Origin of the sequence: Frankia gtarii (assembly GCF_025403375.1) — a bacterium.
Taxonomy (GTDB): Bacteria; Actinomycetota; Actinomycetes; order Frankiales; family Frankiaceae; genus Frankia; species Frankia gtarii.
Genome location: NZ_JAMPTM010000001.1, coordinates 92,135 through 114,839, shown reverse-complemented (window position 1 = coordinate 114,839; position 22,705 = coordinate 92,135). Strand labels below are relative to the sequence as shown.

Annotated in this window: 20 protein-coding genes; 10 read left to right on the top strand and 10 right to left on the bottom strand. The window is 69.2% G+C overall.

Annotated features, from left to right (window positions below; translation table 11 throughout):
• Window position 1: 1 nt before the first annotated feature.
• The 3 genes from NBZ83_RS00495 (at window position 2) to NBZ83_RS00485 (ending at window position 4,782) form a co-directional block, all read left to right on the top strand.
• Window positions 2-1,228 carry a CaiB/BaiF CoA transferase family protein gene (locus NBZ83_RS00495; RefSeq protein WP_261566063.1) on the top strand — a complete coding sequence of 409 codons (1,227 nt, stop codon included), beginning with the start codon at window positions 2-4 and terminating at the stop codon, window positions 1,226-1,228.
• A gap of 15 nt (window positions 1,229-1,243) precedes the next feature.
• Window positions 1,244-2,833, top strand: coding sequence for a class I adenylate-forming enzyme family protein (locus NBZ83_RS00490; RefSeq protein ID WP_261566062.1), 1,590 nt, complete (start codon window positions 1,244-1,246; stop codon window positions 2,831-2,833).
• A 335-nt stretch (window positions 2,834-3,168) separates the two neighbouring features.
• On the top strand, window positions 3,169-4,782 hold the full coding sequence (locus NBZ83_RS00485; protein WP_261566061.1) for a carboxylesterase/lipase family protein: 1,614 nt from the start codon (window positions 3,169-3,171) through the stop codon (window positions 4,780-4,782).
• 85 nt (window positions 4,783-4,867) lie between these two features.
• Here the strand turns inward: NBZ83_RS00485 and NBZ83_RS00480 are convergent, their stop codons facing one another.
• Window positions 4,868-5,680: an enoyl-CoA hydratase/isomerase family protein gene (locus tag NBZ83_RS00480; RefSeq protein WP_261566060.1), complete on the bottom strand. Its 813-nt coding sequence runs from the start codon at window positions 5,678-5,680 to the stop codon at window positions 4,868-4,870.
• On the bottom strand, window positions 5,677-5,883 hold the full coding sequence (locus NBZ83_RS00475; RefSeq protein ID WP_261566059.1) for a hypothetical protein: 207 nt from the start codon (window positions 5,881-5,883) through the stop codon (window positions 5,677-5,679). Before NBZ83_RS00475 ends, NBZ83_RS00480 begins: the two co-directional genes overlap by 4 nt.
• A 408-nt stretch (window positions 5,884-6,291) precedes the next feature.
• On the opposite strand from NBZ83_RS00475, the gene NBZ83_RS00470 reads away from it, so the two are divergent.
• Complete coding sequence (locus NBZ83_RS00470; RefSeq protein ID WP_261566058.1) at window positions 6,292-7,197, top strand: enoyl-CoA hydratase; 906 nt, start codon at window positions 6,292-6,294, stop codon at window positions 7,195-7,197.
• 131 nt (window positions 7,198-7,328) lie between these two features.
• On the opposite strand, the gene NBZ83_RS00465 is transcribed toward NBZ83_RS00470, so the two are convergent.
• From NBZ83_RS00465 to NBZ83_RS00450, 4 genes are all read right to left on the bottom strand, one after another.
• Window positions 7,329-9,020: a flavin-containing monooxygenase gene (locus NBZ83_RS00465; protein WP_261566057.1), complete on the bottom strand. Its 1,692-nt coding sequence runs from the start codon at window positions 9,018-9,020 to the stop codon at window positions 7,329-7,331.
• A 148-nt stretch (window positions 9,021-9,168) separates the two neighbouring features.
• Window positions 9,169-9,936, bottom strand: a complete 768-nt coding sequence (locus NBZ83_RS00460; RefSeq protein ID WP_261566056.1) for an alpha/beta fold hydrolase — start codon at window positions 9,934-9,936, stop codon at window positions 9,169-9,171.
• Window positions 9,937-10,120: 184 nt separating this feature from the next.
• Window positions 10,121-10,915, bottom strand: a complete 795-nt coding sequence (locus NBZ83_RS00455; protein ID WP_261566055.1) for an SDR family NAD(P)-dependent oxidoreductase — start codon at window positions 10,913-10,915, stop codon at window positions 10,121-10,123.
• 47 nt (window positions 10,916-10,962) lie between these two features.
• Window positions 10,963-11,706, bottom strand: a complete 744-nt coding sequence (locus NBZ83_RS00450; protein WP_261566072.1) for an SDR family NAD(P)-dependent oxidoreductase — start codon at window positions 11,704-11,706, stop codon at window positions 10,963-10,965.
• Window positions 11,707-12,317: 611 nt separating this feature from the next.
• Between NBZ83_RS00450 and NBZ83_RS00445 the strand changes: the two genes are divergently transcribed.
• Both NBZ83_RS00445 and NBZ83_RS00440 read left to right on the top strand, forming a co-directional pair.
• Entirely contained in the window at window positions 12,318-12,731 is a 414-nt protein-coding gene (locus NBZ83_RS00445) for a hypothetical protein (RefSeq protein ID WP_261566054.1), read from the top strand.
• Window positions 12,732-13,023: 292 nt separating this feature from the next.
• Entirely contained in the window at window positions 13,024-14,151 is a 1,128-nt protein-coding gene (locus NBZ83_RS00440) for an ABC transporter substrate-binding protein (protein WP_261566053.1), read from the top strand.
• A gap of 149 nt (window positions 14,152-14,300) precedes the next feature.
• On the opposite strand, the gene NBZ83_RS00435 is transcribed toward NBZ83_RS00440, so the two are convergent.
• Complete coding sequence (locus NBZ83_RS00435) at window positions 14,301-15,518, bottom strand: cytochrome P450 (RefSeq protein WP_261574110.1); 1,218 nt, start codon at window positions 15,516-15,518, stop codon at window positions 14,301-14,303.
• A 137-nt stretch (window positions 15,519-15,655) separates the two neighbouring features.
• On the opposite strand from NBZ83_RS00435, the gene NBZ83_RS00430 reads away from it, so the two are divergent.
• Entirely contained in the window at window positions 15,656-15,856 is a 201-nt protein-coding gene (locus NBZ83_RS00430; protein ID WP_261566051.1) for a ferredoxin, read from the top strand.
• A gap of 114 nt (window positions 15,857-15,970) precedes the next feature.
• Here NBZ83_RS00430 and NBZ83_RS00425 read toward each other — a convergent pair whose 3' ends face one another.
• The 3 genes from NBZ83_RS00425 to NBZ83_RS00415 all read right to left on the bottom strand — a co-directional run bounded on the left by NBZ83_RS00425 (window position 15,971) and on the right by NBZ83_RS00415 (window position 19,554).
• Entirely contained in the window at window positions 15,971-16,840 is an 870-nt protein-coding gene (locus tag NBZ83_RS00425) for a patatin-like phospholipase family protein (RefSeq protein WP_261566050.1), read from the bottom strand.
• A gap of 105 nt (window positions 16,841-16,945) precedes the next feature.
• Window positions 16,946-18,916, bottom strand: coding sequence for a flavin-containing monooxygenase (locus NBZ83_RS00420; protein WP_261566049.1), 1,971 nt, complete (start codon window positions 18,914-18,916; stop codon window positions 16,946-16,948).
• Between the two features lie 53 nt (window positions 18,917-18,969).
• The gene (locus NBZ83_RS00415; RefSeq protein WP_261566048.1) at window positions 18,970-19,554 is read right to left on the bottom strand and encodes a MaoC family dehydratase; all 585 of its coding nucleotides are present in this window, start codon (window positions 19,552-19,554) and stop codon (window positions 18,970-18,972) included.
• Window positions 19,555-19,771: 217 nt separating this feature from the next.
• Between NBZ83_RS00415 and NBZ83_RS00410 the strand changes: the two genes are divergently transcribed.
• From NBZ83_RS00410 to NBZ83_RS00400, 3 genes are all read left to right on the top strand, one after another.
• Complete coding sequence (locus NBZ83_RS00410; RefSeq protein ID WP_308203293.1) at window positions 19,772-20,926, top strand: acyl-CoA dehydrogenase family protein; 1,155 nt, start codon at window positions 19,772-19,774, stop codon at window positions 20,924-20,926.
• Window positions 20,927-20,941: 15 nt separating this feature from the next.
• Window positions 20,942-21,652: a GntR family transcriptional regulator gene (locus NBZ83_RS00405; RefSeq protein WP_261566046.1), complete on the top strand. Its 711-nt coding sequence runs from the start codon at window positions 20,942-20,944 to the stop codon at window positions 21,650-21,652.
• A gap of 67 nt (window positions 21,653-21,719) precedes the next feature.
• The gene (locus tag NBZ83_RS00400) at window positions 21,720-22,682 is read left to right on the top strand and encodes an alcohol dehydrogenase catalytic domain-containing protein (protein WP_261566045.1); all 963 of its coding nucleotides are present in this window, start codon (window positions 21,720-21,722) and stop codon (window positions 22,680-22,682) included.
• The last annotated feature ends 23 nt before the right edge of the window (window positions 22,683-22,705 follow it).

The following is a 22,705-nucleotide window of genomic DNA, read 5'->3' as shown; positions in this document are numbered from 1 at the left end:
AATGACCGCGGTAATGCAGGGCATTCGCATTCTCGAGGTGGCTGAGCACACGTTCGTGCCGGCGGCCTCGGCGATCCTGGCGGACTGGGGCGCCGACGTCATCAAGATCGAGCATGTCGAGCGGGGTGACGCCATGCGTGGCCTCGCCGCCACCGGCACTGTCGACCTCGGCGCGGGGAAGGTTCACGCGCTGCTGGAGCATTCCAACCGGGGCAAGCGCAGCCTGGGGCTGGATCTGTCCACGGCCGAGGGTCTGGAGATTCTCTACCGGCTCGCCGCCACCTGCGACGTCTTCCTCACGAACAAGCTACCGAAGGTCCGGGCGAAGCTGTCGATCGACGTCGAGGACATCCGAGCCCACAATCCGAAGATTATCTATGTTCGCGGGTCGGGCTTCGGCCCGAAGGGACCGGACGCGGACAGCGGCGGCTACGACATCCTCGGGTACTGGGCGCGTTCCGGTCTCGCGATGGGCGGCACCCCGGAGGGCAGCGACCAGCTCCAGACGATGCCCGGCCCCGCCTACGGAGACTCCATCGGCGCGATGAACATCGCCGGCGGCATCGCGGCGGCCTTGCTGCACCGCGAACGTACCGGCGAGGCGACGGTCGTCGACGTGTCGTTGATGGCGTCGGGGATGTGGGCGTTGGGAGCCGGCATCGCGCTGTCGATGCAGAGCGGCAAGCCGTGGCGGCCGCGGGCCCGGGACGGATCTGGGCTGCGCAACCCGCTGGCGATGCCGTACGCGACGAAGGACGGCCACTGGGTGTACCTGTCCTGCCTGCAGGCTTTCCATTACTGGCCGGACGCGTGCCGGGTGATCGGCCGACCGGAGCTGGTCGGCGACGAACGTTTCGACACGGTGGCGAAGCTGACCGAGAACGCCACGGCGGCGGCCGCGATTCTGGCGGCCGAGTTCGTCACGGCGACGCTGGCCGAGTGGAAGGAGCGGCTGCGTGACTTCACCGGCCAGTGGGCTCCCGTGCAGGACACCGTCGAGGTGGCGAACGACGAGCAGGTGACGGCCAACGGCTACCTCGTCGACGCCGAGATGGCGGATGGGACGCAGGTCCCCCTGGTCGCGACGCCGGTCCAGTTTGACGGCGCGCCGTCCCGACCCCGGCGGGCGCCGGAGTTCAACGAGCACGGTGACGACATCCTGACCCGCGAACTCGGCCTCGGCTGGGACGCCGTCGTCGACCTCAAGGTGAAGGGCGTGGTGGCCTGAACCATGGTGCCCGACATGCTCGACACTCCCGACACCGCCGACGGACGCGATCTGCTGGACCCAGGGAAGAGAGAAGAAATGCCCGAGGAGCCCTCGGCGGCGCGCACCGTAGCGGCCTTCGTGCGTGCCGTGGCGGACGCCTACGGTGACCGCCCGGCCGTCGTGAGTGGTGAGCACGAGCTGACCTATCGTGACCTCGAGCGTCGGTCGGCCGTGCTGGCCCGGGGCCTGCTCGCCCAGGGTGTCGGCAAGGGCACCCGCATCGGCCTGCTGTTCGCCAACGGTCCGGACTGGGCTGTCACCTGGGCGGCGATCAGCCGTGTGGGTGCCGTCGCCGTCCCGCTGAGCACCGTCGCGAAGCCGCCGGAGCTGGCGCGGCTCCTGCGGCACGGCGACCTGCACGGCGTGATCGCCGCTCGCACGATTCTGGGCCGCGACATTCCAGCCGCCTTCGAGGAGGCGTTTGCCGAGCTGCGGACGTCCCCGCCGACCCTGCGATTAGCCGCCGCGCCCTACCTGCGTTGGCTGGCCTTCGCCGGCGCCGACCTGCCGCCCTGGGCGCGTACCCTCGCCTGGCTCGAGGGGGATGTTGACAGCGGGGTCGGGGAGGATCTGTTGCACGCGGCGGAGGCGGAGGTGCACCCGTCGGAGCCGTCGTTGATGATTTACACCTCTGGGCAGAGCGCGGATCCCAAGGGGGTGATCCACTCTCACCGGACCGTCCTGGCCAAAACGCACTACGCACGGGAGATGCTGGGCTATGGGCCCGGCGAGACCCGTTCGGCGTATCTGCCGTTCTTCTGGGTGGGCGGGTTGGTCATGACGTTGTTCCCGACGCTGGAACTCGGGGGCACGGTCGTCTGCGGGGAACGTACCACCCCGCCCAGCTCGATGTTCGCCGCCGCTGGCGCCGGCGCCGCGCATGCGCATTCCACTTACCCGAAGTCGAAGATGCGGATCGGGCTCGGCATGACGGAGACGTTCGGCATGTACTCGTGGGGGGACGGCCCGCCCGACCCGGCCCGGCCCGTCTGCCCGCCGCTGGTGGAGTTCGAACCCGGTTACGAGGTGCAGGTCGTGGACGCCGAGGGCCGGCCCACGGCCGACGGGGGCACCGGCCAGATCCTCCTGCGCGGGCCGACGTTGATGCTTGGCCTGCACAAGGTCACCCGGGAGACGTCGTTCGACGCCGCCGGGTTCTACCGGACCGGCGACCTGGGTGAGGTCGACGGTGACGTCATCTACTATGTCGGCCGGCTCGGCGATATGATCAAAAGTTCAGGGGCCAACGTCTCGCCGGCCGAGGTGGAGCGGGAGATCGCCGCCCTCGACGGTGTCGCGGCGGCGCATGTCGTCGGCCTCGACGACCCCGAGCGGGGTCAGGTGGTCGGCGCGGCGGTGGTGCCCGAGGCCAGCGCGGACCTGGCTCCGTCCGCGCTGCTCGACATCCTGAAGACTCGGCTCTCCAACTACAAGGTGCCCCGGCGGCTGGTCCTCGTCCGGCCGGACGAACTCCCTCTCACGCCCTCCGGAAAGATCCTCAAAAGGGAACTGGCCGAGCTGATCCAAGCCCGTTCCACGCGCTCGCCGTTCCGCGTCGAATGATTGACTGATGAACCGGAGGAATACTCGGATCTGGGGCGTGACGAGCGTCGTCGACTGACGGTGGAAAAATCTGCGGCACCATTCGGTAATTGACCGGGTCCGAACCGTGCGTAACGATACGGAAACGTACTCGATACGACGGTCGGGAACCGTCTTGTCACCGGGTCCGATCTCTTCTGCTGCTTTCTTCCTCCTGGCCGTTACGCCTGGAATCGGGCGGCGCGAACCCTCGATCGGCGGCTGGTGTCGAGTGGCTCTTTTCCGGCCAAGGAGGAGGAACGATGTCAGATCGTCTCTCATGGCCGAGGGTCAGCCGATGGCGGTCGCGGTTACGCATGGACCGCCTGATCGGGCTGGGTGTGGTCGCGGCCGTCGGCGTCGGTGTGCTGGTCGCCGCGTCCTTGCCGGCCGCTGGTCAGGTCGGGGGTGGCGCGGCGCCGGCGCCGGCGCCGATCGAGGTGCGGACAGACAAGGGGGTGGTCCGCGGATCGGTCGTCGAGACCCGGCGGTCGTTCCAGGGCATCCCGTTCGCCGCCCCGCCGATCGGGCCGCTGCGGTGGAAGGCCCCGCAACTCGCCGCGGCGTGGTCGGGGGTGCGCGACACCACCAGGCCCCGGGCGATCTGCCCCCAGGGGGGTCTGACCCCCGGTTCCGATCCCGGATCTGGCCCCGGCGCCGGTAGCGACCCCAGCAGCGAGGACTGTCTGTTCCTCAACGTCACCACGCCCGCCACCATCACCGGCCGGCTGCCGGTGATGGTGTTCATCCCCGGCGGAGGGTTCATCGTCGGGTCGGGAAGCAGCTACGATCCGGCGCCGCTGGTGGACCAGGGGCGCGTGATCGTGGTGACCCTCAACTACCGGCTCGGCCCGTTCGGCTTTCTGGCTCTCCCGGGCCTGACCGCCGAGGGCGGCGCGTCCGGGATGTACGGCATCCAGGACCAGCAGGCGGCACTGCGCTGGGTTCGCGCCAACATCGCGAACTTCGGGGGCGATGCCAGGAACGTGACCCTCTTCGGTGAGTCCGCGGGAGCGGAAAGCGTCTGTGTCCACCTGGTCTCGCCCAGTTCGGCGGGCCTGTTCGACCGGGTGGCGTCCGAAAGCGGCTGCAATCTGGCGGAACTCGACCTGAAAAGCGCCGAGGCCAGAGGCACCACTATCGCCGCCAGCATCGGCTGCACGTCAGGTGATGTCGCCGCCTGCCTGCGTGGGAAATCGACCGGGGAGCTCATGGCTGCCTCACCCGCCGGGCTGGTCAACGGTTTCAACGTGGTCAACGGCGGCGCGGTGCTGCCGAAACCCGTCAGCGTCATGATGGCCGAACGCCGGATAGCCCGGGTACCACTCCTCGTGGGGTCCAATCACGACGAGGGCCGGATTCTCGTCGCGCTGGGTGCGTTCGGGACGGTCAACGCCGAGAACTACGAGCAGACCCTCCGGGCCTCGTTCGGCGCGAACGCCGACGCCGTCCTCGCCGAATATCCCGCGGCCGCGTACTCGTCGGCCGCACTCGCCTATGCGACCATTGTCGGGGACTCCGGGTTCTCCTGCACCACGCTGCGCGCTGGTGGGCTGGCCGCGGCCGCCGTCCCCGTCTACCAGTACGAGTTCAACGACGCCGCGGCGCCGCCGCCGTTCCCCTCGAACGGGGACTTCCCGCTCGGGGTCACGCACGGCGCCGAACTCGCGTATCTGTTCCGTCAGGTTTCGCTGAACCCCGAGCAGCAGGCCGCGGCGGCCCGCATGGTCGGCTATTGGACCCGGTTCGCGGCCACCGGCAACCCGAACGGCGCCGGCGCGCCGGGCTGGCCGAAGATCACGTCCGCCGCGCCCCGGTTGCTGTCCCTGGAGACGGCGACGGCCCGCCCGATCGCCGCCGCCACCTTCAGCACAGACCACCACTGCGGGTTCTGGGCCGCCAACCAGAGCCCGATACCGGGAACAGAGTGACCGGAACGCGGTGATGTCGCGGCGCTGCCCGGCGGTGTCCCGGGCAGCGCCCGGCGGTGTTCGCCGCGATCCCAGCTCGAAGCGATCAGGTGGCCACCGCCGGATCGGGCGGATAGCCGGCTTGGTGGTAGAGGGCGTGGTACTCCGCTCCTCGCAGCGCGGCCTCCCGCACCCCCATGGTCTCCGCCCAGGAGTTCACGGCCTGCTTGACGACCGTGAGGCGGGCCGCCGGAACGTCGGCGATGCGGGCCGCGATCGCCTCGGTCTCCGACGCGAGCGCCTCGTCGCTCACCACCTGGTCGGCCAGCCCGATGCGCACGGCCTCCTGGCCGTCGACCAGCCGGCCGCTCCAGAGCAGCTCCTTGGTCCGGGCGTGACCGATCCGCACCGGCCAGAAGCCCAGGGTGGGCGGAAGGGCGAACTCGCGGGCCTCGGGCATCCCGAACCGGGCGCTCTCCCCGCACACCACGATGTCGGCGCAGCCGACGATCTCGTTCGCGAGGCCGAGGCAGTATCCGTGGACCTGGGCGATCAGCGGCTTCGGCGTTGACCACAGGTGTAGCCAGTTCTCGACTCGGCTCCGGTTCGCCGTCATGTCGGCCACGGCGTTCGGGTACGTCGCCTGCCCACGACCGGGTGCGTCGCCGGCCGACGCAGTGTGCGGCCGGCCGCCGGCCGCGGGTACTGCGCTTAGATCGGCCCCTGAGCAGAAGGCTCGGCCCGCACCCGAGACGATGATCACGTGGGTGTTCGGGTCGGCGACGGCGTCGTCGACCGCGCGGAAGAACATCGCGCTCATCGCGGCATCCAGGGCGTTGAGCTTCCGGGGTCGGTTGAGGACCACTCGGCGCACCGCACCGAGCTGCTCGACCGTCACTGGTTCGACGGGGGCCGTCACCGGTGGTGGCCCATCGCCGGTGCCGGCCGAGTGAACGCGACGGCGGCGGTGCCCGGGGTGGCGCGCTCGCTGCGCTGGCTCCCGGTCCAGACGTCGAGGTCGTCGTTCACCACGGCGTACCGGTTGAAGGAGTGGAAGTTGGCCTCGCGCGGGAAGGGGGGCATCTCGCACCCCTCGACCACGGCGGCTACATCGACGGGCATCTGGTCTCCAGATTCGGGAGGGGCGCGGCGGGCTAGGCGCACGGGGAACCCCTTGCGGGCCAGCTTGTTTGATCAGCCGGGCGATCCGCCTGTGGCGCGACATGCACAGTCCGTCGGCGTGGCCGGACTCTATCGAAAATCCAATTACCTGTCACTGTCAACGCTTGCGCTCCGATCGGAAAATCGTGTTATCTGGAGCGGGCTGGTTCGCGGACCAGCCGGGACGGAGCTCGAGGATGACCTTTTCCTGACGGCAGGCCGCGATCGTCGGCGCCGACGCTCGCCACGCCGAAGGCACCGAGCGTCGTCGAGTGGAGCTACACCCCGCACGGCGCCTACCCGGCCCGCCGCCGCCGTACCCCAGCGTGGCCCACGCTGTTCAGGTCCAATGACCAGGAGGAAACCCCGATGCCTGACTACAAGTTTCTCACCGTCGAGAGCTTCGACGAGGGGAGCATCGTGCGGATCATGCTGAACCGCCCCAAGACCAGGAACGCCCAGAACCGTGGGCTGCTGGTCGAGCTGGGCGAGGCGTTCCTCGCCGCCGAGGCCGACGACGACGTGCGAGTGGTGATCCTCGGCGGAACGGGCCCGGTCTTCTCCTCCGGCCACGACATCACCCCGACGACGTACATGGCGGAGCGGCAGGGACCGACCATGCACCCCACCTACGCGATCAACGGGGGGACTCGCAAGGGTGCCGAGCACCGGATGCTGCAGGAGTGGCACTACTTCTACGAGAACACCAAGCGGTGGCGAAACCTGCGCAAGATCACGATTGCGCAGGTCAACGGCAACGTCTTCGCCGCCGGTCTGATGCTGATGTGGGCGTGCGACCTGATCGTGGCCGCCGAGGACGTCGAGTTCGTCGACGTGGTCGGGACCCGCCTGGGGATGTGCGGGGTCGAGTACTTCGCCCATCCGTGGGAGTTCGGGCCCCGCAAGGCCAAGGAGCTGCTGCTCACCGGAGATTCCCTCGGCGTCGATGAGGCGCACCGCCTCGGCATGGTCTCCAAGGTGTTCCCGTCGGCGGAGCTGGGGGACAGCACCCTCGCGTTCGCCCGGCGGATCGCCGCACTGCCGACGATGGCCAGTCTGCTGATCAAGGAGTCGGTGAACCAGACCGTCGACAACATGGGTTTCGCCAACGCGCTGCAGGCGTGTTTCACGATCCACCAGCTCAACCATTCCCACTGGGCCGAACTTCACGACAACGGCGCGGCGCTCGCCCTGGAGGAGGACGGCGTCGCCAGCTGGAAGGACGCGCCGCCGATCGTCCCGGCAGTCAAGGACCAGGTGCGCGCGACACGCTGAGTCCGGGACGGGTGGCGGATCGGTTCGACGTCCCGCACGACGGGTAGCGGCCGCGCCCGCCGCGCCCGCCGGGCGGGTGCCGCCCGCCCGGCACCCGACTCCGCCGGCTTGAGACTCAGCCGGCTCGCGACTCAGCCGCCCGCGGGCTGCGGCTGGTCCGGAACTACCTCCGTGCGCGCGGCGGCGGAACGACGGAAGCCGCGGTAGTCGTCCGCCGTGACGTCCTCGAGGATGGTCTCGAAGGTTCCGACGCCGCCCGCATAGGGCATGAACACGACCTTCTTACCGGGGACATTGAGTCCGGTGTACCAGGAGTTCGCCTTGTACGAGTCCCGGTAGAGCGATCCCTGGGCCACGTCGGCGACGTGCTCCATCCAGCGGCGTTCGGCGTCGGCGTCGGCCTCGATGACGTCGAGGCCGTCCGCGCGTGCGTGCTCGATGAGGCCCATCAGGAAGTCGATGCTCTGCTCGGTCGTCGTGATGACGTTCGACAGGACCGACGGGCCACCCGGACCGGTGATCAGGAACAGGTTCGGGAAGTCGGCCATCTGCAGGCCGAGGTACGTCGACGGACCGTCGGCCCAGTACTCCCTGATCGTCTTCCCGGTCCGGCCGCGTACGTCGACGGAGGTGAAGCTGCCGGTCATCCCGTCGTACCCGGTGGCGAAGATGATGTCGTCAACCTCGAACTCGGCGTTCTGCGTCCGCAGGCCCGTGGCGGTGACCTCGACGATCGGATCGTCGAGGACGCTGTGCAGCCGGACGTTGTCGCGGTTGAAGGTCTCGTAGTAATCGGTCCCGATGATGATCCGGTTGATGCCGATGGGATATCCGTACGGCGTCATCGTCTCAGCCGTCGCGGGATCATCGACGGTCTCTCGGATCTTCTTGCGGACGAAGTCCGCGACGATGTCGTTGACCTCCTGCTTCTTCAGACCCAGGTGGTCGTGGTAGGAGACGACGAAACTGCCGACGCCGCCTTTGGTGTACAGGTCCTCAAGAAGGGTTTCCCGGTCCTGGACCGACATCTCGTCGAGGTGTTCCGCGGGAGGAGGGAACGGTGTGCCGTAGTCACCGCGTCGTGCGGCTTTGCGTAACGCCGGATACATTTCCTTGACTGGCCGGGCGTCCTCCTCGGTCATCGGCACGTTGACCGCGGGCAGCACGAACTTCGGGGTGCGTTGGAAGACGATTGTCTCGGCGGCGTCCTGCGCGACGACGGGGATGACCTGGACGCCGGTCGAGCCGGTTCCGATCACCGCGACCCGGCGGCCGGTGAAGCCCACCGGCTCGTGCGGCCAGCGGCCGGTGTGGAACCACCGCCCCTTGAAGCCGCCCAGCCCGGGAAGGTCGGGGACCCGGGATTCGCTCAGGGCGCCCGTCGCCATGATCAGATAGCGGGACCTGATGCGCTCACCGGCATCGGTCATCGACGTCCACGTGGCGCTGCCCTCGTCCCAGTCGGCCGCGACGAGGGTCGTCTCGAACGAGATGTCCCGGTGCATGTCCTCCTGGCGCGCCACCTCCTCCATGTACGCGCGGATCGCCTCGTGGGTACCGAACCGCTCGGTCCACTGCCACTTCTGGTTGAGCTCAGGGGTGTAGGAGACGGTGTAGAACAGGCTCGGGATGTCGCAACGTGCCCCCGGATACCGGTTCCAGTACCAGGTTCCGCCGATGCCGGCGGCGCGGTCCAGAACACGGGTCCGTAAACCCAGCTTCCGCAGCCGGTACAGCTGGTACATCCCGGCGAAACCAGCACCGATCACAAGCGCGTCGACATCGAGACCAGCGCCGGCCGCGGGCGCGTCATGGAGTGTCATCAGGATTCCTTCTCATTGACGTTGCGACGGCAGCGGCCGCCGTCGCGGGACGCGGTCCCGCAGCCGCCGTCTGAGAACCTCGCCGAAGGTGTCGCGGGGGTGGCTCGCTCCACGTTCGCCACCGTGTCCACACCGGGGGATCACAGGGTCAGAGCCCCGATGCCCGCCGGGCCAGGAAGTCCGCGATGGCGGCCGGATAGGCGTTGCGTACGGGTCGGAAGATGTCGTGCCGGGAGCCGGGAATCGTGATTACCTCGACTCCGGGAACCGTGGCGCGGTAGCGGTCCACCGCGGCTTCGGTCACCAGGCTCTGCTCCTCGCTTTTGGCCACGAGGACAGGGACATCGAGGTCGGCGAGCTCGGCGTAGTAGTCCCGGAACTTCCCCTCCTGCTGGAGGGCTTCCAGGACGTGGCGTTCGATCCGCTCGAGCACGGGAATCCCCCGGAAGGTGGTGGCGCAGATCCGGTCGGCGAACCAGTCGGCGAGCACCACCGCCTCGCCGGGGTAGTCGCCGATGGCGACCGAGGCGATCGCCCCCGCGTGGGTGCTGAGCAGCTCGAGGGCACCCACGGTCCCGCGGGAGAAGGTCATCAGGTGGAACCGTGTCAGTCCTTCCGCCGCGATGACGGCGGCGAGGTCACGGGCGTGGTCGACGTTGCGGTAGCCGCTCGCCGGCGCCTCGCTGCGGCCCCGCCCGCGGACCTCGACGACGATCAGCCGCCGGGGCCGGAAGAACTCGAGCGCGGCCAGGTAGTCCTCGGCGAAGTCACTGACCCCGGGAGAGAACAGCACCGGAAGGCCGACCGGGTCCGCCGGCGCATTGTCCAGATAGCGAACCCGGATGCCGCTGCGTGTCGTCCACCGCTCGACCGGGCCGTGCTGAGAGACCGCCTGGCCCGGTGCCTGCGCCGGCACCGCACTGCTGCTGGGAGATGCTGGCCGACCGTGGTTCACGCGCCCTCCGCCATGTCGTCACGCGCCGCTCGGGCCCGGTGGTCGGGCCACCCTGTGAAAGAGTATTTCCTCGTGAGGATAAGGACGTTATCGCACGTCGGCGGCGTGGGTACGGGGTCTGGTAACGGATACCGGGAAGTCACGCTCAGAAGTCGGTACCACCGTCGATGTTGATCAGAGCTCCGGTGAGGTAGCCGGCCCGCGGCGAGAGCAGGAAGGCGACCAGCTCGCCCACCTCCTCGGGCTGCCCGGGGCGGCCCAGGGCGACCTTCATGTTCCAGTCCTCGGCCATCACCCGCTCGAGCGCCTCCGCGTAGGGGATCCCACGTTCCTCGGCGAGGATGCCGCGCAGCCGGTGCAGGCCGTCGGTCTCGATCGCGCCGGGGCAGACGCAGTTGGCCCGGATGCCGTGGCGTCCGTAGGTCTTGGCCACCGCTTTCGTGAGCACGGCGACCCCGGCCTTGAGCGTCTGGTAAGGGAGCCGGTCCGCGGCCGGGGCGGCGATCCCATAGGCCGCGAGCGTCACGATCGTCCCGCCGCCCCGCTCGACCAGGCGGGGCAGGATGGCCCGGACAGCGCGGGTGGTGCCCAGCAGAACGTCGTCGAACGCCTCCGTCCACTCGGCGTCGGAGGCATCCAGCGCGCGGTGACCACTCGTGCCGGTGAACACAGCCAGACCGCCGAGATCGTCGAGTAGGTCGACCGCCTCGGCCACCACGCGCTCCATGTCACCGGGCTGGCGGACGTCGGCCGCCACCGCGTGGACACGGGTCCCGGAGTCGGTTCCGATTCGCGCGGCGGCCTGCTTCGCCCGGGTGGCGTCCCGGCCCACGAGGACGAGGTCGGCGCCGTCCGCCGCCATCGCCCGCGCCGTGGCCAGTCCCATCCCGGAGGTACCCCCGACCAGGAGATAGCCCGTTCCCGTGACGCCAAGATCCATCGTTCGCCCCTTCCGTCGGTGATGAGTGCGCCCGCCCGGGCCCGGGCCTACGCACGGGATCCTCCGTTGACCGGGAGGACCTGACCGGTGACCCAGTCGGCCTCGTCGGAGGCGAGGAAGGTGACCGCGGCGCCGGCATCCGCCCCGGTGCCGAGCCGCCGCCGGGGAATGCCGGCGGCGATCCTGTCGCCCCAGCGGCCGCCGACGTTCTCCATCGTGCCGAGCGAGATCGCGTTGACGGTCACGCCCGCCGGCGCGACCTCGACCGCGAGGTGGCGGGTCAGCCCGATCGCACCGGCCTTCGACGCGCCGTAGATCGCGACGTTGATGTCCAGTCCCATCCGGGCCGCCTCGGAGGAGATCGTGATGATCCGGCCCCATCCCCGCTCGCACATGGAGCCGACAGCCACATGGGTGCAGTTGAACATCCCGTAGAGGTTCAGGTCGACGAACCGCCGCCAGAACGCCGGCTCGGTGTCCTTGAACGGGATCTGCGGGAAGCCGGCAGCGGGGATACCCGCGTTGTTGACCAGGATGTCGACCGGACCGAGCAGCCGGGCCGCTTCCTCGAAGCCCGCGGTGACGGCGTCGTGATCCGACACGTCGAACGGGACGGCGGCGGCCCGACCGCCCGCGGCGGCAATGCTTCCGACGGTCGTCACGGCACGAGCCTGGTGGAGGTCGTTCACGGCCACGGCTGCCCCCCCGCCGGCGAGGGCCAGCGCGATGCCGGCCCCCACGCCCTGCCCCGCGCCGGTGACGAGCGCAATCCGTCCGGTGAGATCGAACATATCCACGCGCTCCTGGCCCTGTCGGAATTGTGTTTTACCCAGAGGGTAACAAGGTTCTCCCTATGGTCGAAGGGGAGAGGTCATGGAGGGTGACGCGCACACCCGGATCCATCGGCCGGTCGCCCTGATCGACGAGCGGCGGGCACATCCGCAGGACGACCTGCTCGGCGAGCTGATCGCCGCGGAGGGGCAGGGAGACCGGCTCTCGACCGGCGAGATGGTGCAGATGGTGCAGATGGCCGAGACCGTTCTGGCTGGCCACCCGCCTGCCCGGCCTCGCCCTCGACGGGCCGATCGGCCGGAAGTCCCCGACGACCGGGATCTGAGGCCCGGTCGAGGTCCCGTTATGCTTCGCCCCCACGGCCTGATCGGGTCGACCTGCCCGAGCTGGCCGGCCCGGGTACCGGCACCGCCGCCCCGGCCCGGTCGGGGGTGGCGGCAACCCGGCCCGCGTCCCGCAGTGACCGGGCGATGGGTCTCGAGCCACGCCCATCATCCGGTCGACGAGACCCGCGTGGGAATCGCCAACGTGACCGATGAACGTATCTGTGATTACCGTATTGCGGTCAGTACATTTTTCTCTCGCGGTTTTTAGCGTATAGTCGGCCGCCATGCCGAAGCGACTGTTCAACGTGCTCATCATGATCGACGAGGAGCGGTTCGATGAGACCGTTCGGTTCCTCGCCGAGGTGGTCGGCATGGGTGAGCCGCAGTGGTCCGATGCTCCCGGCACGATGAGCGCCCGGATGACGCCCGGCTGGCCGGCGGACGTCGACACTCGCCGGGTGGTCATCGGGGCGGCTCCGGGCGTGATCGAGCTCAAGGCGATCCCGTCCGTGCTGCGGGGGACCATCGCATCGGGAGTCGCGTCCATCGGCTTCGCCACCGCGGACGTGGAGCGTTATGCCCAGCGGTCGGCCTCGGCCGGCCTGGACGTCGGAGAGGTGCTCGAGCTGGGCGGGATGACCCTGGCCTCGGTGATGGCCGGCGGTCAGAACTTCGCGTTCGTCTGCTTTCCTGACTGACGGTATTACGGCAACCAGAGGCTCGCCCGCGCCGGCCGAGCCGTGAATGGCATCCTCGGTGCCGGCCGATTGTAGCCGGGAATTCCCGCGGTCTGGGACGCGAGAGCTGTCCTGGCGTCCTCGCCGCGCGATTTCTGACTGTATTTCAAACAAGGAGCTGTACATGCGGGATCGATTACGGCGGTGTGGTTGGGGGGTGGCCGTGGCTGCCTTCTCATTCCCGTTGGTGGTGACAGGCTGTTCGCGGTCCGGACAGACCAGTGGCGCAAATACCCCCTGCGACAGTCCGGGGGTGACCCCGAGCGAGGTCAGGGTCGGCCTGATCTATCCGGACGGCGGCGGCGTGGGGGCGGAGGCGTTCTCTGCCGCGCGTAGCGCCGTCCAGGCCCGGATCGGCGCGGCGAACGCGTCCGGGGGAGTGCACGGACGGAAGATCGACGTCGTGTGGCGGGACGACGATGGGAGCCCCTCGACCTTCGTCACCGTGTCCCAGGAACTGCTGCACACCGTCGGCGTGTTCGGCCTCATCGCACAGTCCGGCACCGTCACGGCGTCGGCCGACCGGCTGGACGCCGAAGGCATCCCGATGACCGGGATCGCCGCCGAAGCGGTGTGGGGGGAGCACCGGAACATGTTCACGTTCGGCGCCGTCAGCCCCAAGGGCGAGTCCGTCAGCACTTTCGGGATCTATGCCCGGAGACTGGGGGCCACCAGGGTCGCCGTGCTCCAGGATGAGCTCTCGATCTCCTCGCAGGAGTTCGGGCGGCGGATCGCCGAGAGCCTGCAGTCGCAGGGGATCAGCGTCGTGCGCACCGTGAACTACGGGATCGAGGAGAGCCGGCCGGATCTGGTGGCCGCGCAGATCCGTGACAGCGGGGCCGACGCGCTGGTCGGGGCGGTGTCGGCGCAGACGTTCATTGATGTGTACGGAGCGGCCAAGCAGGCTGGGGTGAACTTCAAGGTCGCCCTCGGGGCCGCCGGCTACAACCGGCAGCTGCTTGCCAAGAACGGCCCCGCTATGGCAGGGATGTCGCTGTTCGTGAATTACACCCCGTTCGACCAGCCGTCGACCGCCCTGACGGCATACCGTGACGCGATGCACCGGTACGCGCCCGAAGTCGGCGAGACCGACTCGGAGGTGGCTCTCGCCTCCTATGTCACGACCGACGAGTTCATCAGGGGTCTTGAGCTCGCCGGCGCCTGCCCGACCCGCAAGGCGTTCATCGACAACCTTCGTACCGTGAAGGACTACAACGCCGGCGGCCTGATTCCCAGCACCGACCTGCGCGCTCCCGAAGCAATCAATCTCTGTTACGCCTTCGTGCGGGTGAACGGCGCCGGTACCCGTTTCGAGGTGGTGCCGAACCAGGGCGCGCCGGACCCGAACCAGTGGTGCGGGACGCAGCTCCCGGCGGGGTGAGCGCGGACCGCTCCCGCCGGGCCTTCCCGGCGTCGTGGGCCGTCGTCGACCTTTGCGCCGGTGACGGCCCACGGCTGGTTCAGCCGGACTGATGGTTCAGCCGGACTGATGGTTCAGCCGGACTGATGGCTCGGCCGGGGGTCTCGCGGTCACGCTCGAACGTCAGGCTGGAAGCGCAGCCGAAGCCGGGCCGGCCCCCAGATCCCGACGTTCGAGGGCTGCCAGTCGACCGGCCCGTCGAGGGTGAGTCCGGGCATCCGCCGGGCCAGCAGCGCCAGCGCCTCCTGGAGCTCGGCCCGGGCCAGCGAGGCGCCGAGGCAGTAGTGGATACCCGATCCGAACGTCAGGTGCTGGATGGACCGTTTCTGGGTGATGTCGAACGTTTCGGGGGCCTCCCAGACGGACGGGTCCATGTTGGCGCCGACGGCCGACGTCCACAACAGGGTCCCCCTCGGGAAGAGGACATCCCGGTACTCGATGTCCTCGGCGGCGAAGCGGAGCGTTCCTCGCAGAGCGCCGAGATGCCGCATGGTCTCATCCACCGCCTGGGCGGCCAGCTCGGGTCGTTGGCCGAGCAACGCCCACTGGTCGGGGTGCTCGGCGAGTACCGCCACGCTGCACGCCAGCTGGTTGCGGGTGGTGTCGGTGCCGGCCATGAGGATCAGCTCCGCCATCGTGACGAGCTCCTCGGTCGAGAGACGATCGCCCTGCTCCTCGACGGCGATCAGCTCGCTGATCAGATCGTTCGTCGGGGTGGTGCGGCGCTCGTCGATCATCGCCCGGACGTAGTCCTTGAGCTCCTCGGTCGCCCGCCGGATGACGGGCAGGTCCGCCGCCAGGTTGTTGTTGAACTTGCGGTGGATGTCGGTTGCCCACTGGGAGAAGATCTTCGAGTCCTGGGTGGGCGCGCCGAGCAGTCGGCAGATGATCGGGACCGGGTACGGGTCGCAGAGGTCGCCGACGAACTCGCACCGTCCGCTCGCAGCGACCGAGTCGACCAACGCGTTGATGACCTCACGCATGTACGGGCGCAGCCGGTCGGCGGCCTTCGGCGTGAAGGCGGGCGAGACCAGCCGTCGCAGCCGGGAGTGCTCGTTGCCGTCCATCGAGAGCAGGGACCTGGGCAGGCTCCCCAGGTAGTCCTCATCGTCGCCGGGCATCTTCGCCAGCCGCGAGCTCGCCGAGTGGAACCGGCGATCGCGCAGCACGGCGAAGACGTCCTCATGGCGGGTCACCGCGAACCCCAGGGGTGTCCTGGACAGCCAGTGGTGCTGCCAGGAGGCCTGGATGGCGGCAGGATCAAGCGCCCCCACCCCGGTGTCCCGCAGGCTCGGCAGGTCCAGCTCATGGATCGATCGTGCCGCCATCGCTTCCTCCAACGTCCAGACATCCGGACAGCGGGCGCGGTAATGACAGTTGCCGTGCCCGACAAGAAGATTACCCTCTAGCGGTCACGTAATATGTGCAACGGCTGTGGCTGGTGGCGAACAAGTGGAGGTTGCCCGTGCGTGTGCTTCTGGACCCGGACATCTGTGAGGGCAACGCCATGTGCGTCGGCCTGGCGCCGACGGTGTTCGAACTCGGTGACGACGATCTTCTGACGATCCTCGAGGAGGAGCCGGACCCCGACAACTGGCCCGATGTCGAGGCGGCGGTGCTCGCCTGCCCCAAGCAGGCCCTGCGCATTCTGCGGGATCCGAGTTAGGGCGTCCGGAGGCTGAGCGCCGTGGCCGTGCGCAGAGTGGTGATCGGCGCGGCTGGCGCCCGAGCCGAGCGGGGCTGGGCCAAGGCCCGCAGCTGCGTCACGTAGGTGGCCACATCATTCGATGTCCCAGACCGCACGGACCGCGGCCGCCGCCGAACGGCCCTGGGCTCGGCCCGCCTCGGCCGCCGGGCCCCGCCGGGAGGTGTCGAACACGTTGTCGCCGATGGCTTCCCGGGTGTGCTCGTCCGGGCTCAGCAGCACCACTCGGGACCGCGCCCGCAGCGCGTCGACATCCTCGACGGCGCCGGGCATCCCGGCCATGCCGGCCGGGGCCGGCGCGATGACGACCACCCGGTCGTAGCCTCCGGCGAGGCTTGCGTTCGCCGGTGAGCAGGAGCCGCCGTCGATCCACGTGCGGCCCCGGGCGTGGACCACCGGCCACAGTCCGGGCACGGCCCCGCTCGCGGCGGCGGCGGTGACCAGGGGCACCCCCGACGTGCGGTCGAAGATGTGCAGCTCGCCGGTCTCTGCGTCCAGGGCGGTGATCATGAGTGGGGCTGCCGGCCAGTCGTGGACGGGAAGCCGGCCGGCCACGACGTCGAGCCGCGCCTGGGTGGAGACCGTCTCGGCGGCCAGGGCCATCCGTCCGAGCGCCGCCGCGACCCGGCGCGGGTCGCCCGCGCCGAGCTGGAAAGCCTCCTGGAATCCCAGGATGCTCTCCCGTGACATGGTCGCCGAGATCTCCCGGGCGTCCGTGGCGAACTGGGCGAGATAGGTCTTTTCCAGGTCCGTCCTCGCGGCCAGGTGGGCGGCCACGAAGGCGCCCGCGGAGGTGCCGATCAGCGCGTCACCGGCGCCGAGATCGACCCCCTCATCGAGCAGCCCGGTGACGACCCCGACCTCCCACGCGATGCCGGTGACCCCACCGCCGCCCAGCACCACCGCGCGCGTCGGCCGGCTCGGCCCGGTTCCGAGTTCGTTCATGATGGTCCTCCATCGGACAGCTTCCGGTGTCTCACCCCGGTGGGATGCCGGCCTCCACGCCGGCGCGGACGATGCTCACCGGCGAACCGGTCGGCACCGCGGTGATCAGCGCAGGGTGAACTTCTCCTCGATCGGGGTCTGCGACATCTCCCAGTACTCCACCAGCCGCCACGGGCTCGGCAGGATGACCCGCTCCGCCTCGTTGCGGTAGTAGGTGTGCGCGCCGAGCACATGCGTCCAGATGGAGCCATCCATGACCGCGTCGAGCCGGGCATTGTGCTCGTCGTGGGCCTGCTGCGTCACCTCGATGGAACGCGCGCCCCGCTCGACGACGAGCTGCAGGCACTCGAAGGCGTAGTGGTTGACGACCTCCGCCATGAAGTTGTGCCCACCCGCGTGGCCGACACCGGTGTTGGGCCCGGAGTTCACGAAGAGGTTGGGGAATCCTGGCACGGTCCCGCCGAGATAGGACTGCGGGTTGTTGTTGCGCCAGACGTCGGCGAGCCGGACCCCGTCCCGGCCGATGACCTCGACCGGCGACAGCCAGTCGAGGGTGAACCCGGTCGCGTAGACGATCACGTCGAGTTCGATGAGGTCGCCGTCGACCGTGAGGATGCCCTCGGGGACCACCCGGTCGAGTTTCGAGGTGTCGACGTCCACGTGCGGTTGACTGAGCGCGTAGTAGTAGCCGCCCGGGATGAAGTCGGCGGGGTCGCGCACCAGCCGCTTACCGGCGGGGGCGTAGTCGGGTGTCACCTTCCGCGCGAGCTCGGAGCCCGCCCCGAAGCAGCTGTCGATGTACTGCAGGCACACCTGCATGAGCCGGTCGTTGCCGGGGGAGATCGAGAGATGGTCCTTCATCCACTCCTGGTCGACCCGCACCGTCGCATAGCCGTTCTCGTCCCCGGTGAACCAGAATGCCTTGAACCGGAACCACTGCTGGTAGTAGGGGAGATGCCGCAGCAGCCAGCGCTCGCTCTCGGGAATCACGTTGTCCCCGGCCAGGTTCGGGACAACCCAGTGCGGCTGGCGCTGGAACAGCGTCAGGTGGCCGACCTCGCCGGCGATGGCGGCGACGACCTGGACGGCGGTCGCGCCGGCGCCGATGATGCCGACGCGCTTGCCGCGGAGATCGACGCTGTGGTCCCACTCGGCCGAGTGGAAGGACGCACCGGCGAAGCTGTCCCGCCCGTCGAGTGCCGGGTATTTGGGGCGGTTGAGGTGGCCGGCCGCGGTGATGACGGCCGCGGCCCGGACCTTACGGACGGTGCGGTCGGCCGCGATCGTGGTCAGCTCCCAGACCTGAGCCTGGTCATCCCATTCGATCCGGGAGACCTCCGTGTTGAAACGGATGTGTTCGGTGATTCCGTGGCGGTCTGATACCTCCTGGAGATAGGCGAGATACTGCTCGCCGATCGGGAAGAGGTGGGACCAGTCCGGATTCGTCGCGAAGGAGAGGGAGTAGTAGGCGCTCAGGGTGTCGACCGCGACGCCCGGATAGGTGTTCGCCCGCCACACCCCACCCAGGCTCGGTGACTGTTCGAAGATCTCGAACGAGAAGCCCCGGTCGACCGCCGAGACGCCGGCCGCGATTCCTGTCATCCCGGCGCCGAGGATGGCGACGTTGAGGGTTGCCGGCGGTGTCCTGGTCGGTTCGACAGCGCGCTGGTCCGGCACGAAGCCGGCCTGCTCGCGGAACATGGGGAGGTATTCCTCGGCGACCTGCCGGCCGACGGCGATGTCGGCCATCCGGCCGAACAGCGCAAGGTCGTCGACGCCGAGATACTCGGGTTGATCATCCCGGGACAGGGCCGCACAGAGCTGGTCGACGAGTTCGGCGCGAACCTCGTCGGACACCGTCGCCGTCGGGATGATCGCGCGCTTGACCGTTCCCTGGGGCGCGCTGATCCGGCCGGCGTAGCGGTCCAGGACCGACGCGTCCCCGGTCACGTGGGCCAGGGACAGGAGCAGAAGCGCGGGATCGGCGGTACCCGCGTTCGCTCGCAGCTCGTCGGGATCAAGCCGAGCCTGGGGTACCTGGTGGGTGAATAACGACTGAAGGTTGTGGTCGGACACCTGTGCTCCTCTGAGAATGCCTTCCGGACTGTCGGGCGAGTTCGTCGCACCTGTCATTCGGGGGGCGCCGACACCACGAGACCGGCGGCCCGGAGGGTCCGCGCGTCCCACCGGGGCTCGACCGTGCCGCGCCCGGGGCCGTGACCGCGCCGGTAGACCAGCAGGGTGCGTTCGAAGCTGATGACGATCACGCCGTCCTGGTTGAACCCGATGGTGCGCACCTCGACGACGCCCACGTCGGAGCGGGACGCCGACGCCCGTGCCGAGAGGACCTCGGACTCGGAGTAGATGGTGTCGCCCTCGAAGACCGGGTTGGGCAGCCGGACCCGGTCCCAGCCCAGGTTGGCCATCACGTTCATCGACACGTCGTGCACGCTCTGCCCGGTCACCAGGGCCAGGGTGAAGGTCGAGTCGACCAGCGGCCGGCCCCACTGGGTGCGGGCGGCGTAGTGCGCGTCGAAGTGGACCGCGGCGGTGTTCTGGGTGAGCAACGTCAGCCAGCTGTTGTCCGTGGCCAGCACCGTGCGCCCCAGCGGGTGCCGGTACACGTCACCGACGACGAAGTCCTCCAGGTAGCGACCGTCCCAGCTCACGGTCGGCCGCCGGGTGGACGGCGAAGCCTTCGGGTCCTCGCTCATGGTCCGTGACTCCTGCTCGTGGGATGCCACCGCCGGCGATGGTCGGTATCGGGCATCGTGGTCTTGGGCATCGTGGTCTGGTCATCTATGCATACTATAGATTTGATAATATAGTCCATAGACCGACGGAGAAGGTTGGCAGGCGTGCTCGCTCGGCCGGAGATCGCTCCGGCTGATCTCCGCGATGGTCGTCGCATCCGACGAAGGGCTGGCGAGTATGAAGCTGGACGCCGAGGAACAGATCATCGTCAAGACCGTGCGGGACTTCGTCGACCGCGAGGTCAGACCGGTCGTCCGGGAGCTGGAGCACGCGAACATCTATCCCGAACGTCTGATCGAGCAGATGAAGGAGCTCGGCGTCTATGGCCTCGCCATCCCCGAGCCGTATGGCTTCGGGCAGGTCTCGACCCCCTGCTACGCGCTGGTCACCGAGGAGCTGTCCCGCGGCTGGATGAGCCTGGCCGGCGCCATGGGCGGGCACACCGTCGTCGCCAAGCTCATCCTGACCTACGGCACCCGGGAGCAGAAGGAGACGTACCTGCCCCGGCTCGCCACCGGGGAGCTGCGGGCGACGATGGCCTTGACCGAACCGGGCGGGGGGTCGGATCTGCAGGCGATGCGCACCACGGCCCGCCGGGACGGCGACGAATACGTGATCAACGGGGCGAAGACCTGGATCAGCAACGCCCGCCGGTCCGGGCTCGTGGCGCTGCTGTGCAAGACCGATCCCGCCGCGGCGCCGAAACACCGGGGCATCTCGATCCTGCTGGTGGAGAAGGTTCCCGGCTTTCTGGTGTCCAAGGACCTTCCCAAGCTGGGGTACAAGGGGGTGGAGGCCTGCGAGCTCACGTTCGACGACGCCCGCGTCCCCGCCGGCGCGCTGCTCGGCGGGGTGGAGGGCAAGGGCTTCGGCCAGATGATGAAGGGTCTCGAGGTCGGCCGGATCCAGGTCGCCGCCCGCGCCACCGGCGTTGCCCGGGCCGCCTTCGAGGACTCGCTCGCCTATGCCCAGCAGCGGGAGAGCTTCGGGAAGCCGATCTGGCAGCACCAGTCGGTCGGCAACCACCTGGCCGACATGGCGTCCAAGCTTGCCGCGGCTCGTCATCTGCTGCTGCACGCCGCCGAGCGGCTGGACTCGGGCGAGCGCACCGATCTCGAGGCGGGCCTGGCCAAGCTGTTCTGCTCGGAGACCGCGATGGAGATCGCGCTCTCCGCGATAAGAATTCACGGCGGCTACGGCTATTCCACCGAGTTCGACATCGAACGCTACTTCCGCGACGCGCCGCTGATGATTGTTGGCGAGGGCACCAATGAGATCCAGAAGAACGTCATCGTCAGGCAGCTGGTCGAGCGCGGTGGACTCGCGTACTGAAACCGGGCCGACGCCGTGACCGCGCCGAAGCTCCCGGCGTGGACGGGCCGCTCGCGCCACCGCCGGCCACGACTCAGCGACGAGGTGGCCACCCACGTCCGTGAACTGATCATCTCGGGCCGGCTCGGCGGCGGTGAGTTCATCAGGCCCGAGGCCGTCGCCGAGGACCTGGGCATCAGCGCCACTCCGGCCCGGGAAGGGCTGCTGCAGTTGCAGAGCAAGGGTTTCCTGCAGGTCGAACCCCGACGCGGGTTCGTCGTCTCGCCGCTGTCCCCGAAGGACATCCGCGACACCTTCGAAGCCCAGGCCCTCCTCGGCGGGGAGCTGTGCGCCCGGGCCGCGGACCTGGTGACCTCGGCCGACGTCCGGGCGCTGCAGGAGATCCAGACCAGACTCGAGAGGGCCGCGGAAACAGGCGACCTCACCGGGGTCGAGGAACTGAACTTCGAGTTCCACCGGATGATCAATCGCATCGCCGACGCACCGAAGATCCGCTGGCTTCTCGGCTCGACGCTCAGCTACGCGCCGCGACGGTTCTTTCCGTCCATCCGCGGTTGGTCGGCGGCGTCCGCCCGCGACCACCGCGCCATCCTCCGGGCGCTGCGGGACTCGGACGGCGACGCCGCCCGCGCGGCGATGACCGACCACATCCGCCGGGCGGGCACACTGCTCACCGAGCACCTGGCCCAGGAGACCGGCCGGTCCACGGAACCGGACGGGTGTTGACGCGGCGGGGCAGCCACTGGCCGAACATTCCATAAATATATAATATATACAATTGGAGGATCTGCCCATGCGGGCGGTGACGATAGGCTCAGACAAGACGCTTGGCCTGCAGGTACGGCCTGATCCGGTGGCGGGGCCCAATGACGTGGTCGTCCGGGTCCGGGCGGCGGGACTGAACGCGGCCGACCTGCAGCAGGCGGCCGGTCACTATCAGGCTCCGGCGGGATGGCCGGCCGACGTGCCGGGCCTGGAGGTCGCCGGCGAGGTCGAACAGGTCGGTGCGGCGGTTACCGGCGTCGCCCGCGGCGACCGGGTGATGGCGTTGATCGGCGGCGGCGGCCAGGCCGAACGGGTCGCGGTACCGGCCGACCTGCTGGTGCCGGTACCCGAGACCCTGTCGTGGGCGGAGGCAGCAGGCTTCCCCGAGGCGTTCAGTACGGCCTGGGACGCGCTCGTCAGCCAGGCCGGCGTGCGGGCGGGTGACCGCGTCCTGGTCACCGGTGCCGCCGGCGGGGTGGGCACGGCCATGCTGCAGATCGCCGCCGTTTCCGGCGCGCACGTGGTGGCCAGCGTGCGCCGGACCGAGCTGCACGAGCCGGTGAAGGCGCTGCTCGGTGGGACGAACGTGGACGTGATAACCCCGGACGGCGAGAAGGAGCACGGTCCGTATAACATCATCGTGGATCTCGTCGGTGGCGAGGCCTGCCTGGACCGGGTCATGATGCTGGCCCGTCAGGGCACGCTGATGGTGGTGGGTCTGCTGGCGCCGGTACCCACCACCGCTCCCTGGTGGCTGGGCCATCTCCTGCTGCAGCGATGCCGGGTGATCGGGACGACGATCCGGGGACGGACCAACGCCGAGAAGGCGACCCTGGCCCGCGACATCGCCGGCGCGGTGGTGCCGCTGCTGGCCGCGGGCCGGGTGCGGGTGCCGGTCGACTCGACCTTCCCGCTGGAGAAGTGGGCCGAGGCCTACGAGCGGCTGCGTGGCCCGGGCAAGCTGGGCAAGATCGTTCTGGCCGCCGACTAGCTTTCCGCTCGTCGGCCACTGCG

Coding starts and splice junctions, on each gene's coding strand:
- NBZ83_RS00465 (WP_261566057.1), bottom strand. CDS start 9,020: ATGACACTCCATGACGCGCCCGCGGCCGGCGCTGGTCTCGATGTCGAC.
- NBZ83_RS00410 (WP_308203293.1), top strand. CDS start 19,772: ATGAAGCTGGACGCCGAGGAACAGATCATCGTCAAGACCGTGCGGGAC.
- NBZ83_RS00425 (WP_261566050.1), bottom strand. CDS start 16,840: ATGAACGAACTCGGAACCGGGCCGAGCCGGCCGACGCGCGCGGTGGTG.
- NBZ83_RS00400 (WP_261566045.1), top strand. CDS start 21,720: ATGCGGGCGGTGACGATAGGCTCAGACAAGACGCTTGGCCTGCAGGTA.
- NBZ83_RS00475 (WP_261566059.1), bottom strand. CDS start 5,883: ATGCCCGTCGATGTAGCCGCCGTGGTCGAGGGGTGCGAGATGCCCCCC.
- NBZ83_RS00445 (WP_261566054.1), top strand. CDS start 12,318: ATGCCGAAGCGACTGTTCAACGTGCTCATCATGATCGACGAGGAGCGG.
- NBZ83_RS00415 (WP_261566048.1), bottom strand. CDS start 19,554: ATGAGCGAGGACCCGAAGGCTTCGCCGTCCACCCGGCGGCCGACCGTG.
- NBZ83_RS00450 (WP_261566072.1), bottom strand. CDS start 11,706: ATGTTCGATCTCACCGGACGGATTGCGCTCGTCACCGGCGCGGGGCAG.
- NBZ83_RS00435 (WP_261574110.1), bottom strand. CDS start 15,518: ATGGCGGCACGATCGATCCATGAGCTGGACCTGCCGAGCCTGCGGGAC.
- NBZ83_RS00490 (WP_261566062.1), top strand. CDS start 1,244: ATGCTCGACACTCCCGACACCGCCGACGGACGCGATCTGCTGGACCCA.
- NBZ83_RS00470 (WP_261566058.1), top strand. CDS start 6,292: ATGCCTGACTACAAGTTTCTCACCGTCGAGAGCTTCGACGAGGGGAGC.
- NBZ83_RS00485 (WP_261566061.1), top strand. CDS start 3,169: ATGGACCGCCTGATCGGGCTGGGTGTGGTCGCGGCCGTCGGCGTCGGT.
- NBZ83_RS00455 (WP_261566055.1), bottom strand. CDS start 10,915: ATGGATCTTGGCGTCACGGGAACGGGCTATCTCCTGGTCGGGGGTACC.
- NBZ83_RS00495 (WP_261566063.1), top strand. CDS start 2: ATGACCGCGGTAATGCAGGGCATTCGCATTCTCGAGGTGGCTGAGCAC.